15 protein-coding genes are annotated in these 13,959 nt (G+C 40.4%); 8 read left to right on the top strand and 7 right to left on the bottom strand.

Annotation, left to right across the window (positions count from 1 at the left end; all coding sequences use genetic code 11):
* Positions 1-126 precede the first annotated feature (126 nt).
* On the bottom strand, positions 127-1,962 hold the full coding sequence (locus C7Y70_RS11545) for a protein-disulfide reductase DsbD (protein ID WP_135475031.1): 1,836 nt from the start codon (positions 1,960-1,962) through the stop codon (positions 127-129).
* Complete coding sequence (gene cutA / locus C7Y70_RS11540) at positions 1,962-2,282, bottom strand: divalent-cation tolerance protein CutA (RefSeq protein ID WP_099295432.1); 321 nt, start codon at positions 2,280-2,282, stop codon at positions 1,962-1,964. Before cutA ends, C7Y70_RS11545 begins: the two co-directional genes overlap by 1 nt.
* 164 nt (positions 2,283-2,446) lie before the next feature.
* On the opposite strand from cutA, the gene C7Y70_RS11535 reads away from it, so the two are divergent.
* From C7Y70_RS11535 to C7Y70_RS11515, 5 genes are all read left to right on the top strand, one after another.
* A complete protein-coding gene (locus tag C7Y70_RS11535) occupies positions 2,447-2,923 on the top strand; it encodes an FxsA family protein (RefSeq protein WP_135475030.1) in 477 nt (158 codons plus the stop codon).
* Between the two features lie 151 nt (positions 2,924-3,074).
* Positions 3,075-3,362: a co-chaperone GroES gene (locus C7Y70_RS11530; protein ID WP_016709118.1), complete on the top strand. Its 288-nt coding sequence runs from the start codon at positions 3,075-3,077 to the stop codon at positions 3,360-3,362.
* A 47-nt stretch (positions 3,363-3,409) separates the two neighbouring features.
* Positions 3,410-5,059, top strand: coding sequence for a chaperonin GroEL (gene groL, locus C7Y70_RS11525; RefSeq protein WP_099295433.1), 1,650 nt, complete (start codon positions 3,410-3,412; stop codon positions 5,057-5,059).
* A gap of 242 nt (positions 5,060-5,301) precedes the next feature.
* Positions 5,302-5,934, top strand: a complete 633-nt coding sequence (locus tag C7Y70_RS11520; RefSeq protein ID WP_135475029.1) for a biliverdin-producing heme oxygenase — start codon at positions 5,302-5,304, stop codon at positions 5,932-5,934.
* On the top strand, positions 5,931-8,273 hold the full coding sequence (locus C7Y70_RS11515; RefSeq protein WP_135475028.1) for an ATP-binding protein: 2,343 nt from the start codon (positions 5,931-5,933) through the stop codon (positions 8,271-8,273). The genes C7Y70_RS11520 and C7Y70_RS11515 overlap by 4 nt, the downstream gene beginning before the upstream one ends.
* 10 nt (positions 8,274-8,283) lie before the next feature.
* Here the strand turns inward: C7Y70_RS11515 and C7Y70_RS11510 are convergent, their stop codons facing one another.
* Complete coding sequence (locus C7Y70_RS11510) at positions 8,284-9,012, bottom strand: LexA family transcriptional regulator (protein WP_167850812.1); 729 nt, start codon at positions 9,010-9,012, stop codon at positions 8,284-8,286.
* 200 nt (positions 9,013-9,212) lie between these two features.
* On the opposite strand from C7Y70_RS11510, the gene C7Y70_RS11505 reads away from it, so the two are divergent.
* The gene (locus C7Y70_RS11505) at positions 9,213-9,662 is read left to right on the top strand and encodes a response regulator (RefSeq protein ID WP_099295437.1); all 450 of its coding nucleotides are present in this window, start codon (positions 9,213-9,215) and stop codon (positions 9,660-9,662) included.
* Positions 9,663-9,681: 19 nt separating this feature from the next.
* Here C7Y70_RS11505 and C7Y70_RS11500 read toward each other — a convergent pair whose 3' ends face one another.
* Positions 9,682-11,193 carry an NAD(P)H-hydrate dehydratase gene (locus tag C7Y70_RS11500; protein ID WP_135475026.1) on the bottom strand — a complete coding sequence of 504 codons (1,512 nt, stop codon included), beginning with the start codon at positions 11,191-11,193 and terminating at the stop codon, positions 9,682-9,684.
* Positions 11,194-11,328: 135 nt separating this feature from the next.
* Between C7Y70_RS11500 and C7Y70_RS11495 the strand changes: the two genes are divergently transcribed.
* Both C7Y70_RS11495 and C7Y70_RS11490 read left to right on the top strand, forming a co-directional pair.
* On the top strand, positions 11,329-11,604 hold the full coding sequence (locus C7Y70_RS11495) for a hypothetical protein (protein ID WP_135475025.1): 276 nt from the start codon (positions 11,329-11,331) through the stop codon (positions 11,602-11,604).
* 18 nt (positions 11,605-11,622) lie between these two features.
* Positions 11,623-12,063, top strand: a complete 441-nt coding sequence (locus C7Y70_RS11490; protein ID WP_135475024.1) for a hypothetical protein — start codon at positions 11,623-11,625, stop codon at positions 12,061-12,063.
* Between the two features lie 97 nt (positions 12,064-12,160).
* On the opposite strand, the gene speD is transcribed toward C7Y70_RS11490, so the two are convergent.
* From speD to C7Y70_RS11475, 3 genes are all read right to left on the bottom strand, one after another.
* The gene (speD, locus tag C7Y70_RS11485) at positions 12,161-12,973 is read right to left on the bottom strand and encodes an adenosylmethionine decarboxylase (RefSeq protein ID WP_058560823.1); all 813 of its coding nucleotides are present in this window, start codon (positions 12,971-12,973) and stop codon (positions 12,161-12,163) included.
* Between the two features lie 87 nt (positions 12,974-13,060).
* On the bottom strand, positions 13,061-13,474 hold the full coding sequence (locus C7Y70_RS11480) for an OsmC family protein (protein WP_099295441.1): 414 nt from the start codon (positions 13,472-13,474) through the stop codon (positions 13,061-13,063).
* A 78-nt stretch (positions 13,475-13,552) separates the two neighbouring features.
* Positions 13,553-13,900: a DUF3802 family protein gene (locus C7Y70_RS11475; RefSeq protein ID WP_058560821.1), complete on the bottom strand. Its 348-nt coding sequence runs from the start codon at positions 13,898-13,900 to the stop codon at positions 13,553-13,555.
* Between the last annotated feature and the right edge of the window lie 59 nt (positions 13,901-13,959).

Here is a 13,959-nt window from a genome sequence, read left to right as displayed (position 1 = left end):
TTAACCACCTATTATAGCCAGTTCGATGTAAATAGCAGCAAAATACTGGTCTAATGACTAGGTATACCCAAGAAACAAAAACGCCACTACAGAGAGTGGCGTTGTATTAAATTGTACAAAAAGTAGTTATTTAGCATACTCACGCACATTAATAAGCTGTTCAGTAAAGTCGTCTGCGTCTAAAAAGCCTGTCACACGTTGCGCTGCAAGCTCTTCACCTTGCGTATTAAAGAACAAGATACTTGGTAAACCAAATACCGTATATTCTTCCATCACTTCAATGGTGGTTTCATCGCTTTCAGTGAGATCAATCTTTAATAACTCAAAGTGAGCAAACTCGGCTTGCACATTTTGTTCAGGGAAGGTGTATTTTTCAAACTCTTTACACGCAACACACCATTCAGCATACAAATCTACCATTACCAAACGACCTTCATCGTTTGCATCACTAATTGCTTGCTTCAGTTCAGCTAAATCAGCAACCAATTTAAATTCACGCTTTTGTGATTGCTGTTCAGCAGGAGCTGTCACCACTGGCGTTGGCCAAATGTAATTTTTAGTCAAGCTGGCACCCGCAATAACTAACAAGGTTGCTGCAAACCACAGTGCAGTTTTGAGCTTGCCTTGGTTTTGAGAACTTTGCCAATGATGTAAATAAAGCGCTGTTGCCAGTGCTAATAAACCTGCCATTAATAGTATGATGTCAAAATCAACAATACGCTCTAACAGTATTAGCGGCACAACCAACATAATAAAACCAAATAGGGTTTTAACTTGCTCCATCCAACCGCCTGCTTTAGGCAGTAATTTTCCGCCTGAGGTACCTAACAACAATAATGGTATGCCCATACCAAGGCTTAAAACATAAAGCGTTAAACCGCCAACTAAGTAATCGCCGCTTTGAGCAACAAATAATAGAGCTGCTGATAATGGTGCTGTTGTGCAAGGTGATGCTATCAAGCCAGATAAAACCCCCATCAAAAATACACCAATATAATTGCCGCCTTTTTGATTATTGCTCACTTGAGTGAGCTTATTCATCATAGAGCTTGGTAACTTTATTTCGTACCACCCAAACATCGACATGGCTAATAAAACAAATAATAAACTAAAGCTGATCAAAACATAGGGGTGCTGTAAGTAGCCCTGCACTTGCCCACCTAACGATGCCACCACTAAGCCCAATGCCGCATAAGTCACCGCCATGCCTTGAATGTACACAAACGATAGTGAAAATGCTTTTTTTGTGGAGAGGTTTTGTTGCCCAGCAATCAAGCTCGACAAAATAGGAAACATAGGAAATACACAAGGAGTAAATGCTAAGCCAATACCCACTAAAAAGAAAATAGCTAAATTAGTTAGCAAACCTTGTGATGCCAGTTTTTCGGTAAAGTTTTGTTCTTTTTCAACGTCATCTTGTTGTACAGCAGCAGTTTCATTTACAGCTGATGGATCACTATTAAGAGCAGCTAATGCGCTTGATGTGTCTGTCGCGCTATTACTTGAGGGCGGGTTTTCACCTGAAATAACGCTCAGTGGAATGGTAATAATTTCAGGAGGGTAGCAAAGTCCTGCTTCGGCGCAGCCTTGATAGCGTACTTTCACTACACCTTGTTGCGCTACATTGCTTAATTTACTTACCACGCTAAATGAGTCGAAGAAGACCTCAGTTTTACCAAAGAACTCATCTTCAATCACCACCCCTTCACCTAGCTCTGGAACCTTGATATCAGCATCTTTAGCAATGATCTCAAGCTTCTTTTTATAAAGGTAATAACCAGGGGCTATGTCCCAGCCAATAAATAAAGTACTTCCTTGCTGATCAAAGTCAAAACTAAAGGCTTGATCTACAGGTAAAAACGTTTGCTCAGCAGGCTGTAGTAAATCATTCAATAAATTATTAGACGCAGCCTGTGCTGGCACAAACCACAGCGTACAAAGCAAGAAAACAAAAAACCGCATTAATTAAGTACCTCATCCATCCAATTAAAATAGGCTAAATTGCCCGTTGATACATCAACCACCTGAATTTCAGGAATCTCATAACTATGTAACTGCTTTATAGTTTGGATAACTTGATTCATTTTTTCAGACTTAGTTTTAATCAGCAGCTTGCATTCTGTAGCCTGCGTTACTTCACCTTCCCACATATAAACTGACTCAACATTGGGTAAAATGCTAACGCACGCGGCTAATTTTAGGCTAACCAACTGCTCTGCCATAGCACGCGCCTCAGTAGCGTTTTCACATGTGGTAAAAACTAGTCGAAAATGAGTTGTCATCATATTGAACCTTTAGTTGTTAATTCTGCCCAACTCATAGTAGCTGATAGCTAAAGCAAAGTGTAGCGATGTACTTACGCTATACGTTTACTATTGAAAAAAGACCTGTAAGCCCATATTTATATTTCATCACGATGTTACGTGAGCACACTTTAGAGAGCTTTATGTTTAGATTTTTATTTTTGTTATTTATTCTCGTACCAATTATTGAGATCGCGTTACTCATTCAAGTAGCCGATGTAATTGGTGGCTTTGCCACTATTGCACTAGTGATTTTAACTGCTATTTGCGGTGCAAAACTAGTTAGACAGCAAGGCATGGGCGCACTGCAAAATGTGCAAACACAAATGGCCCAAGGGCAAATGCCCGCCAAAGAATTATTTACTGGATTATGTGTGATCATTGCCGGTGTTTTATTACTAACCCCAGGCATTATGACCGATGTATTTGGCTTTTTACTACTCACTCCATCGATTCGCAACAAACTAGCCGCAGGACTTGCCAGCCAAGCAACTGTTCGCATGAGTGCAGGAATGCAGCAAGGCCCTTCACCTTTTACGCAACAGACTCAACAAGAGCCTGAACCGCGTAAAATGAGTGAGCCAACCACAATTGATGGTGAATACGAGAGAAAAGATTAAAATTTTTATTTTTTTCTCTTGGATTTTTCCGCATTACCCCCATTACTGAGTACAACTAAATCGATGCAGTTAAATACAACTGAGTTAGCTGCACGAGTACACACAAAACTTTTTTCTGTCCTGTTCAGAAACTGTTAGGAGAACTAAACAAATGAACATTCGTCCTTTACATGATCGCGTGATCGTTAAGCGTCTAGAAGAAGAAACCAAGTCTGCTGGCGGTATTGTATTAACTGGCTCTGCTGCTGAGAAATCAACGCGCGGAGAAGTTGTCGCTGTTGGTAATGGCCGTACTCTAGATAACGGTGATGTGAGAGCATTAGAAGTTAAAGTCGGTGACACTGTGTTATTCGGCTCGTATGTTGAAAAAGCTGAAAAGATCGAAGGTCAAGAGTACCTGATCATGCGTGAAGACAACATTTTAGGCATTGTAGGCTAAACCTACTTTTCGTTTAACAAACATTTAAGAATTTAGAGGAAAAAATCATGGCAGCAAAAGAAGTACTTTTTGCAGGTGACGCACGCGGTAAAATGTTAGCTGGCGTAAATATCTTAGCAAATGCAGTTCGTGTAACGTTAGGCCCTAAAGGTCGTAACGTTGTATTAGACAAATCATTTGGCGCTCCAGTGATCACTAAAGATGGTGTATCAGTGGCAAAAGAGATCGAGCTTGAAGACAAGTTTGAGAATATGGGCGCACAAATGGTGAAAGAAGTTGCATCTAAAGCAAATGATGCAGCGGGTGACGGTACAACTACCGCTACAGTTTTAGCACAATCTATTGTAAATGAAGGCCTAAAAGCAGTTGCTGCGGGCATGAACCCAATGGACCTTAAGCGCGGGATTGATAAAGCAATCATCGCTGCTGTTGCAGAGCTTAAAGAACTTTCAGTACCATGTGCTGATACTAAAGCGATTGCACAAGTAGGTACTATTTCAGCTAACTCTGATAAAGAGATTGGCGACATCATTGCAGAAGCGATGGAAAAAGTAGGACGCAACACTGGTGTTATCACAGTTGAAGAAGGTCAATCACTTGAGAACGAACTTGATGTTGTAGAAGGCATGCAGTTTGACCGTGGTTACTTATCGCCATATTTCATCAACAACGCTGAAAAAGGCGCGGTTGAACTAGATAACCCATTCATTCTACTTGTAGACAAAAAAGTATCGAACATCCGTGAGTTACTACCTACATTAGAAGCTGTTGCTAAAGCAAGCAAACCACTACTTATCATTGCTGAAGACCTTGAAGGTGAAGCACTGGCAACACTCGTAGTAAACAACATGCGCGGTATTGTTAAAGTATCAGCTGTTAAAGCACCTGGTTTTGGCGACCGTCGTAAAGCAATGCTACAAGACATCGCTGTATTAACTGGCGGTACTGTTATCTCTGAAGAAATCGGTCTTGAGCTTGAAAAAGCAACAATCGAAGACTTAGGTACAGCTAAGCGCGTAGTAATCACTAAAGATGATACAACGATCATCGACGGTGCTGGCGAAGAAGATGGCATCAACGGTCGTGTTTCACAAATCAAAGCACAAATCGAAGAAGCAACGTCTGACTACGACAAAGAGAAACTACAAGAGCGTATGGCAAAACTTGCCGGCGGTGTTGCAGTAATCAAAGTTGGCGCAGCAACTGAAATCGAAATGAAAGAGAAAAAAGACCGCGTGGAAGATGCACTACACGCAACTCGCGCAGCGGTTGAAGAAGGCGTAGTGCCTGGTGGTGGTGTTGCACTAGTACGTGCTGCTAGCAAACTAGCTGCACTTGTAGGCGACAACGAAGACCAAAGCCACGGTATCAAAGTAGCACTACGTGCTATGGAAGCGCCGCTTCGTCAAATCGTAACTAACGCAGGTGACGAAGCGTCTGTAGTCATTAACGCAGTTAAAGGCGGCGAAGGTAACTACGGTTACAACGCAGCATCTGGCGAATACAACGACATGCTTGAAATGGGTATCTTAGATCCAACTAAAGTAACGCGCTCTGCACTACAATTTGCAGGTTCAATTGCGGGCCTTATGATCACCACTGAAGCCATGGTTGCTGAAATTCCAAAAGATGAGCCAGCTGGTGCCCCTGATATGGGTGGCATGGGCGGCATGGGTGGCATGGGCGGCATGATGTGATAAACATCACCTCCTAAGCACCTCGCTTATAAAAACCCAGCTTCGGCTGGGTTTTTGCCCTTGATTGATCGCTTCTTCACTTCCAAAAATAGATACTTACTTGCTATCGGGGTCGATTTTAAAAAAATAGCGCTTACTGATTACTCATGCACTTTAGTCTTAAATTTCTATTTAACATACTAGTACCTATGTATATACTGTTCGAAAAACCTCACATCCACTAAGAAACTTTCAGGATAATAATGGACTCAGCTGTATCAGGCACCACAAAAATAATTAGAGATAGCAGTCATAGTAACATCCATACCTTTTTAAAAAATCGTACAAACTCTCTTCACTCTCAGGTAGAAAAACAGCTAGGAGCTATATTGTTCGATAAGGATATGACGCAACAAACGTATTTAAATATTTTAATCGCGATGCGCAATAGCTATTCTATTATGGAACAGGCCATATCATCCTTTAAAGCTACACAGCAACTGCTTGTTGGCCGCAGTAAGCTTGACTGGTTAGATAAAGATATTGCTTATTTACAAGTATCTCGGCCAACCCTACCTGCTAATTCGAACAAATGTATTGATCTAAATAAAATCTGCAACGTATCACAAGCATTCGGAATGATGTATGTAATGGAAGGCGCCACCATGGGTGGAGGTCACATATTTAGAGCGCTTAAAAAACATAATTGGATAAATGAGCTTGAAGGGATCCGCTTTTTCTATAGCTATGGCGATCTTAGAGGTGAAAAGTGGGCTCAATATATACATGCATTAAAACAATATCATGACCACAACACCAATTCGGATGATGATATTTTGTTGGGAGCGAACGCGGCATTTAGCATAATCTCCCAATCACTTGGAGATATAAATTGAACAATAAGTTTGAAGTCTCGTTAGATAATTGCCACAAAGAACCTATTCATATCCCTGGCTCTATTCAACCCCATGGATACTTGCTTGTTGTTGATCCTCAAACTCTCAAGGTATGCTATTTTAGCGAAAACATTTTACCACTTTTAAATATGCAAAAAGAGTGCTTATTAGGCTCACATATAAGTGATATTTTTGAGGCGAATACATTCAGCATCATCCAGAGAAACAAAGCTGAGCAAGACTTTCATACTATTAACCCTCTTGCCATTGAGATAAAAGGAAAACCGACCGACACCTCGCTTAAAGGCGCTATTTCTCGTAACGATGAATATCTACTCATTGAACTTGAGTTTAGCAAAAAGAAAGACCACTCAAGTTTTGACCCTATGAATTACCTGATGAAGCAATCACTTCATCTAATTACTGACTCAAAAGAGCTAAGCTCGTCATACGACACCGCAGTAAAAGAGGTTCGTAACTTAACCGGCTTTGATCGCGTTATGCTCTATCAATTTGACCATGAATATAATGGTCAAGTCGTGGCTGAAGCCAAAAAAGATGAGTTAAACTCATTCCTTCACCAACATTTTCCTGAGTCAGATATTCCAAAGCAAGCGCGCGCTTTATATTTACGTAACCCGATCAGGTTACTTGCTGATGTAAATGCAGAGGTATCGCCTATCTACCCACAAGATAAACCGGTAGATTTAAGCTCTTGTACAATAAGAAGTGTGTCTCCTATCCATTGCCAATACTTGCGCAATATGGGAGTTAAAGCATCAATGTCCATCAGCATTATTATTGCCGATAAATTATGGGGATTGATTGCTTGCCACCATTACTCGAGCCATGTTGTTCCCTTTGAAGCACGCCAAGTTGCACAATATATGGGGCTGATGCTCTCTTATATTATCTCGCTCAAAACGCAATCAGCTGAAGCAATTCAAGAAGCCAATGCCACCTCAATCAGTGCAGAAATAGCAGAGCATATGTCTGAAGAGGTCTTTTTCATTGATGGTTTACGCAAACAAGCCCCAGCCTTACTTAGCATGCTACATGCTGATGGTGTTGCATGGCGGCTGGAAAAAGATATTGAACATTTTGGTAGTGTGCCTAAAAATGAAGATATTGATAATTTGTTTGAATGGATAAAAGAGCATCATTTAGAAGATGAGCTACTTTATCATAATCATCATTTATCTAATGAACAGGCTGAATTTGGAAAGTTTGCTAAGTTAGCAAGCGGCGTACTCGCTATGCCTATTTCTACCAATGAAAACCTATTTATTATGTGGTTTCGTAAAGAGGTTATTGAAACAAAAAATTGGGGCGGAAAGCCCGAAAAAATAATTGAGTTTCTTGATGATGGTAGCCATCGCCTGATGCCTCGCAGCTCATTTCGTTTATGGCAAGAAAATGTTCGTAATAAGTGTACTCCTTGGCAAGCCAACGAAATATCTTGCGCCTTAAAGTTTCGCAATCATTTGATTAATCATGTAATTGAAAAATCAGAGCGACTTAAAAAGCTAAATAACGTATTAGAAACTAAAGTTAATGAGCGAACCGTCGCTTTAAAAGCGGAAATACTTACCCGACAACAAGCCGAACTTGACCTTGAAATTGCACTTAGAACAGCTGAAGAGTCTAACAAAGAGTTAGAACGTTTTGCTTTTGTTGCATCTCATGATTTACAGGAGCCTTTACGTAAAATACAAATGTTTGGCGATCGCCTGCAAAACTCTAAAGAACCGATTGGAGAAAAAAACGCTTCGTATATCTCACGCATGATGGATTCTGCTGAAAGAATGCAAAAACTCATCAAAGGGGTACTGAGCTTTTCTAGGATTAATCGAAAAGGTGAAGATTTCCGTCGCTTTTTAGCACAAGATATTTTTGACGAAATTCTTGATGATTTGGAGCTAATTATAGCTGATAAGTCAGCCAAGTTTCACATAGACGACATCGGTGAAATCTATGGCGATAAGCGGCAAATCCAACGCTTATTTCAAAATTTAATTCTCAATGCACTTAAATTCAGTCACTTAAATCAACCACCAGTTATAGAAATTAAGTTAATTGAACGATCGGATGAACATATAGTCGTTGCTGTTATTGATAATGGAATTGGTTTTAACAGTGAGTTTAAAGACAGAATATTTAACCTCTTTGAACGTGTTCACTCTAAACATGCCTACGAAGGAACAGGATTAGGCTTAGCAATTTGTAAGAAAATAATCGAACGCCACTATGGATCCATTACAGCACAATCAAGCATTAATGAAGGCGCGCAATTTTACGTTACGTTGCCGCTAAGAGAAGTGGAGTTAAATCAGCTTTAGTATTTTACCGCTACGTTTGTGGCGGTAAAACTCTATTAATATGCTCTTTTAATTGTCTAATTTCATCTTCAATAGACTGAAAACGCTGATTTTGAATATAAGATTCCTGATCAGTTATAGAGCTTATTTTTGCCTTCACGTGCCAAACCTCTAAAATATCATCTGCGTGGATAGTGTAAGTTTTGTATTCCGGGTTATCACTTTTGAATAAGTAACTGACAGGTGTTGTTTCATGGCGAAAAAGGCGCTTAGCGACAATGCCATCCTTAGTGACAACAACGCAAACAGAACCGTTTTCTAACTGTATAATGTCTTTAACTTGCTCAGTGATAACCGTTTCTCTGGGGCGAATAGTAGGCAACATGCTGTCGCCTTCTACTTCAAAGAGTCGATAGTTACCATTTTCAAATCCTGGAATTTTATAGACATCTAAGGTATTTATATAGCCTTCATCGCTGCATTGGTCTATGTAACCTGCATGCGCCTCTTCCTTTACAAGTGGAATAAATGAAGACTCTAGGACCTTTTGATAATTCTGAAAATGCGAATCATCATACCCCTCTATTCCCAAAATAAGCCAATTGCAGTCAACATTAAACTCTTTGCTTATTTTAGTAATAGTACTGAGAGATAAGGTCGACTTCCCCGATTCTAATTGCGATAAAGCCCCTTGAGTTATGCCTATCTTATCTGCAAACTCTTGTTGCGATAGGTTCAACTTTTCGCGTAGAGCTGTCACTCTATTTGTACTACTATTATCTAATATCATCGCGTTATTAATAAACTTATGTTTGTGTTATGGGTATAAGCAAGTTAATATAACACCTGCTTAGCTGAAGTATATACTACTTGAGTAAAAAATTACTTAATTGTTGTTTTTAATGAAAAAGTAGCTAAATAACAAAGATAAGCCACATTCCATAAACTCAGGGGTTTCCAATGTTTAACGACAAATTATTTACTAAAAAATTACGCTCTGTGAGCTTTATTTTAGTTGCTGATGATGATCTTGATGATCAAGAGCTCATACGCGATGCCCTTGTTGAAAACAACGTCGACGAAAGTAAAATCCAATTTGTAGATGACGGCATGCAATTAATTGAAGCACTTGATAAAAATAAAATTTTACCAAGTCTTATCCTATTAGATTTAAACATGCCAAGAAAGGGTGGGAAAGAAGCATTAGTTGAACTAAAAAAATCGGAGCGTTACCGTCATATTCCGATTATTATTTTTACTACCTCAGATTCAGAAATTGATATTAAACAATGCTATAGCTTAGGCACGAATGCATTCATGACCAAACCATCAAGTTATTTTGATTTAGTTGAATCAATGAAAATGTTAACTCAATATTGGCTTGTTCAAGCTAGAATTGTTTTAGACTAAAGTTTAAAACCTTTTCTGCTCACCTCACAAATTTATCGTTGTTCGCCAATTTTTGCATCAGCTGCCTTACAACGATATACAAATCACTTGGTAACATTCCACGCTCTCCTTCAGCCTTTGCTAAAACATCGCCCGCTTTAGCATGCAAGGTAACACCAAAACACGCAGCTTGCTCAGTTGTTAACTCTTGTGCAATCAGGCCTGCAATAATGCCTGTGAGTACATCACCGCTGCCGCCTACGGCTAGTGCGGGGTTACCATCTGTGCATACCCGCGTATTAGAATCATCAGCGATGATGCTGCCCGCCCCTTTGAGTACACAGGTAGTTAAATATGTTTCTGCCAGTTTTTGTGCGCTTTGATAACGGTCTGACTCTATATCATTAATGGTACAATCAAGTAGCCGTGCGGCTTCGCCTGGGTGCGGGGTGAATACCGTGTTTTTCAGTGTAATTGGCGCTGATTGCTGAGCAATAAGATTTAACGCATCGGCATCGACAACCATTGCTTTATTGTGGTCAACACAGTGTTGAATGACCGCCTCAAAAGTGGATTTAGCCCATGAGTCTTGGCCAAGCCCTGGACCAATGGCTATGCATGTAGCCCACTCGAGTGCTGAAGTTAAATCAGCCGTGGTGACCATCAGCTCAGGCCGACCAATACTCACTGCAAGGACTGACTCTGGATGAGTGTATACTTTTACCATACCTGCACCACTGCGCAGCGCGGCCTCACCTGTTAAGCGTATAGCCCCAGCAGTGCCCGCATTACCACCAACACATAGTAACTTGCCATGACTGGCTTTGTGGCTGTTGTTCTGCCGCTTAGTTAAGCCTTGAATGCCGTCATAATTAATAAGCTCTGCGCTGGGTGTAGCCAACTGGATAAACGCTTGACCAACGCCTAAGTCTGCAAACTCACATTTACCAGTGTGTGCTCTGCCCTCGCCCGTCACTAAGCCTTGCTTTATGCCAACAAAAGTAACGCTAAACTCAGCTTGAATAGCAACACCTTGTACAATCCCGGTGTCAGCATTAATGCCCGAAGGTAAATCAATCGCAACAATGGGTGCAGGGCTATTGTTGGCCGTTTTTATTAGCTTAGTAAATGGCTCTCGCACCTCACTTTTAAGGCCTGTTCCCAGTAATCCATCTATAATAATGTCAGCAGTTTTTATCGTTTTCGGGTCATAATTTGATATTTCACCGCCAACAGCCAACCACGCTTTTTGCGCTGTTAGCGCATCTCCTGTTAAAGGCTTATCTGGTAATGCAGCAATCACCGTAACCTGTTTACCAGCTTGTTTTGCTAAGCTTGCAATAATATAGCCATCACCAGCATTGTTGCCAACGCCAGCTAAAATGACATAATTTTGCGCATGTGGGTAATGTTTAATTACCTGCTCAAACACTGCCTTCCCTGCACGCTCCATCAGCGTATACATAGACACAGCGCTTTGCTCTGCTGCACTAGGCTCGTATCTGCGTACTTGCTCGGCTCTAAATACACATTGGGGTAATTTTGCTGACATATTCAACCTTAATCATGGCTTTTTATCAGCATATAAGCGGTGACAATAGCAGTCAAATAACAAGTGAGTTTCACTGACTTGATATTGTTCAATTAACCCTCATTAACTATTTATTAGTGACCATATTGAAAACAAATGGATTTATTAGATAGGGTTGGCCTTGGCACATTACTACTACATTGGCTTGTGGTCACATTACTGTTACTTATTATCGTGTGGGCCATAATAAAAATTCTGGCCTCGGGTCAAACCATGTCGCGGGGTGCATTTTTATTTTTATCGTTCTTCCCACTGATTTCGTTATTCCCTATTCCGCCTCCGCAATTTGAGAATGTTCAAAAAGCCAAACAAGAACAACGTAAGCGTAAAGAAGATTCTGGCGCCCCTCCTGATGATGAAACCATAGAATGATAAAAGTAGATTTAGATAATGCAAAAAAATAATACTGAGAGACTGTTAATCAGCGCAGGGGTTATCGCATTTGCCGCGGCTACCTGGCACTTACTCTGTATTTGGGGTGGGCCTAGCTGGTATGCTTTTGCTAGGGCGCCGCAAGCCTTAATTGAGTCAGCTCAGCAAGGCACCTACCTTGCGCCTGTTGCTACCATTATAGTTGCTGGCCTTATATTTACCTGTGGTGCCTATGCGCTCTCAGCTGCGAGCACAATACGAAAAATGCCTTTAACCACAGCGGCTTTATCAACCATAGCATTGATATGCGTAGCCCGTGCTTTAATTGCAGTACCCTTACTTATTCGCTCAACTGAGCTTGATATTTGGCAATTAGTCGCCAGCTCGGTTTGGCTATACGTTGGTATTTGCTTTTTATTAGGCGCTAAAGTCTACTGGCAAGTTTACCACCGACACTGAGAGCACTTTATTCAAACTAACTTTACTCTCACTATCTTGCACAAACAAAAAAGGCGCACAACTTTCGTTATGCGCCTTTTTAAAAATAAAACTGAGCTTATTCTGTATCAGGTAAGTTACGGCCGTAGAAAATCTCTTGCATCTCACGGGTTAACTTAGAACGAATTTCTTCTTCTTCGTCATCTGATAAGTCATCTGTAGACACACCAAATAAATAAGTATTTAAATCGGTCTCTTTTAGCATCATCTTAGTGTGGAACAAGTTTTCTTGATACACGTTCACATCCATCATTTGATACGCTTCTTTAGTATCTTCAGTCATGTAATTCTGAATCGAATTAATCGCATGATCGATATAATGTTTTACGCCATCTACATCACGGGTAAAACCACGTACACGGTAGTCAATTGTCACCACGTCTGAATCCAAGCTGTGAATTAAGAAGTTCAATGCTTTTAGTGGCGAGATAATGCCACACGTAGATACTTCTATATCAGCACGGAAGGTACAAATACCATCATCAGGATGTGCTTCAGGATACGTGTGAACGCAGATATGGCTTTTGTCTAAATGCGCAACAACAGTGTCAGGCAATGGCCCTGGTGTTTCGTCAACATCATACGTTTGCTGCTGCTCGATTGGCTCCTCAGACACCAATATTGTGACACTGGCACCTTGCGGATCATAATCTTGGCGAGAAACATTCAGAATGTTTGCGCCGATAATATCAACCACTTCACCTAAAATATCGGTTAGTCGATCAGCATTATACTGTTCGTCGATATATTCAATATATTCTTTACGCTGTTGTTCGGTCTTTGCGTAGCAAATATCGTAAATACTAAAGCTTAAACTTTTGGTTAAGTTATTAAAGCCATGTAGTTTAATTTTATCGAAGGGTTTGTTCATGATAAACCAACCTATAAACTAGTGAAATCTGCCACTGCAGAATGAAAGTTCGCGGATTTTATACGAATTTCACCACGGGAAAAAGCGTTATTTTACCTGTTGTTGCACAACTTCGTGACTGTGGGTAATTTCTACTGTTTTATCAAGCATTAATGCAACTGAACAATACTTTTCAGCAGACAGTTGCACCGCACGTGCAAGGTGCTTTTCAGAGACGTTATCGCCAGTTACAACAAAGTGTAGGTTAATCTTGGTGAATACACGAGGAGCTGACTCAGCACGTTCTGAGCTTAGTTGCACTTGAACGTCAGAGAAGTTTTGTTTAGCTTTTTTAAGAATGCTTACCACATCTACAGATGAACAACAGCCAACAGACATTAATACCATTTCCATTGGACTTGGTGCTGCGCTGTCACTGCCGGCATCAAATACTACATTATGACCAGAATTTGAAAGACCAATAAACGTATCGCCTTCAACCCATTTTACATTTGCTTGCATTTTTCTACTCTAAAAAATTGTTTTCTTGATTGTATGCAAGTCACAAATAGATGCAATAAAAAGCGATAATCAGCTTATTTAAGCCCCTTCAGCAACAGCATTATCAAATAAATTCTTCACTAATCCGGCAAACTCATCAATAAAGGCATGCTGCTCTATGGTCACCTGTTTGCTAGTAACACTGCTGAGCACTTCTTGTAAATCATAAACAATGCCATCAACCTCACGTACTATCATGCCGCGTTGCTCTGTTGAAAGCTCACTGTGTTGCTCGCATAACAACATAACGTTTTCAGCGATATCGTCTTCAATTAACTCCATTATCGTAGGAGCGCCAGGTTTTATTTCGCCGGGCTTCTCAAATAACGCTAAATTTTGAGTAAGATACATGATGAGATCATCATACCCTTGCCTATCTAAAACCATAATTAAAACACCTGTAATAAAATTATTGGGACTCTAATGATTTAAGCAGAAAGCGCTTT

Origin of the sequence: Pseudoalteromonas sp. KS88 (assembly GCF_004766475.1) — a bacterium.
Classification (GTDB): domain Bacteria; phylum Pseudomonadota; class Gammaproteobacteria; order Enterobacterales; family Alteromonadaceae; genus Pseudoalteromonas.
This window is presented reverse-complemented; position numbering and strand designations above follow the sequence as displayed.

What these genes read in the sequence shown, in the direction of transcription:
- C7Y70_RS11530 (WP_016709118.1), top strand. Translation starts at nt 3,075, where the DNA reads ATGAACATTCGTCCTTTACATGATCGCGTGATCGTTAAGCGTCTAGAA.
- C7Y70_RS11490 (WP_135475024.1), top strand. Translation starts at nt 11,623, where the DNA reads ATGCAAAAAAATAATACTGAGAGACTGTTAATCAGCGCAGGGGTTATC.
- C7Y70_RS11475 (WP_058560821.1), bottom strand. Translation starts at nt 13,900, where the DNA reads ATGGTTTTAGATAGGCAAGGGTATGATGATCTCATCATGTATCTTACT.
- C7Y70_RS11520 (WP_135475029.1), top strand. Translation starts at nt 5,302, where the DNA reads ATGGACTCAGCTGTATCAGGCACCACAAAAATAATTAGAGATAGCAGT.
- C7Y70_RS11545 (WP_135475031.1), bottom strand. Translation starts at nt 1,962, where the DNA reads ATGCGGTTTTTTGTTTTCTTGCTTTGTACGCTGTGGTTTGTGCCAGCA.
- C7Y70_RS11495 (WP_135475025.1), top strand. Translation starts at nt 11,329, where the DNA reads ATGGATTTATTAGATAGGGTTGGCCTTGGCACATTACTACTACATTGG.
- speD (WP_058560823.1), bottom strand. Translation starts at nt 12,973, where the DNA reads ATGAACAAACCCTTCGATAAAATTAAACTACATGGCTTTAATAACTTA.
- C7Y70_RS11500 (WP_135475026.1), bottom strand. Translation starts at nt 11,193, where the DNA reads ATGTCAGCAAAATTACCCCAATGTGTATTTAGAGCCGAGCAAGTACGC.
- C7Y70_RS11535 (WP_135475030.1), top strand. Translation starts at nt 2,447, where the DNA reads ATGTTTAGATTTTTATTTTTGTTATTTATTCTCGTACCAATTATTGAG.
- groL (WP_099295433.1), top strand. Translation starts at nt 3,410, where the DNA reads ATGGCAGCAAAAGAAGTACTTTTTGCAGGTGACGCACGCGGTAAAATG.
- C7Y70_RS11480 (WP_099295441.1), bottom strand. Translation starts at nt 13,474, where the DNA reads ATGCAAGCAAATGTAAAATGGGTTGAAGGCGATACGTTTATTGGTCTT.
- C7Y70_RS11505 (WP_099295437.1), top strand. Translation starts at nt 9,213, where the DNA reads ATGTTTAACGACAAATTATTTACTAAAAAATTACGCTCTGTGAGCTTT.
- cutA (WP_099295432.1), bottom strand. Translation starts at nt 2,282, where the DNA reads ATGACAACTCATTTTCGACTAGTTTTTACCACATGTGAAAACGCTACT.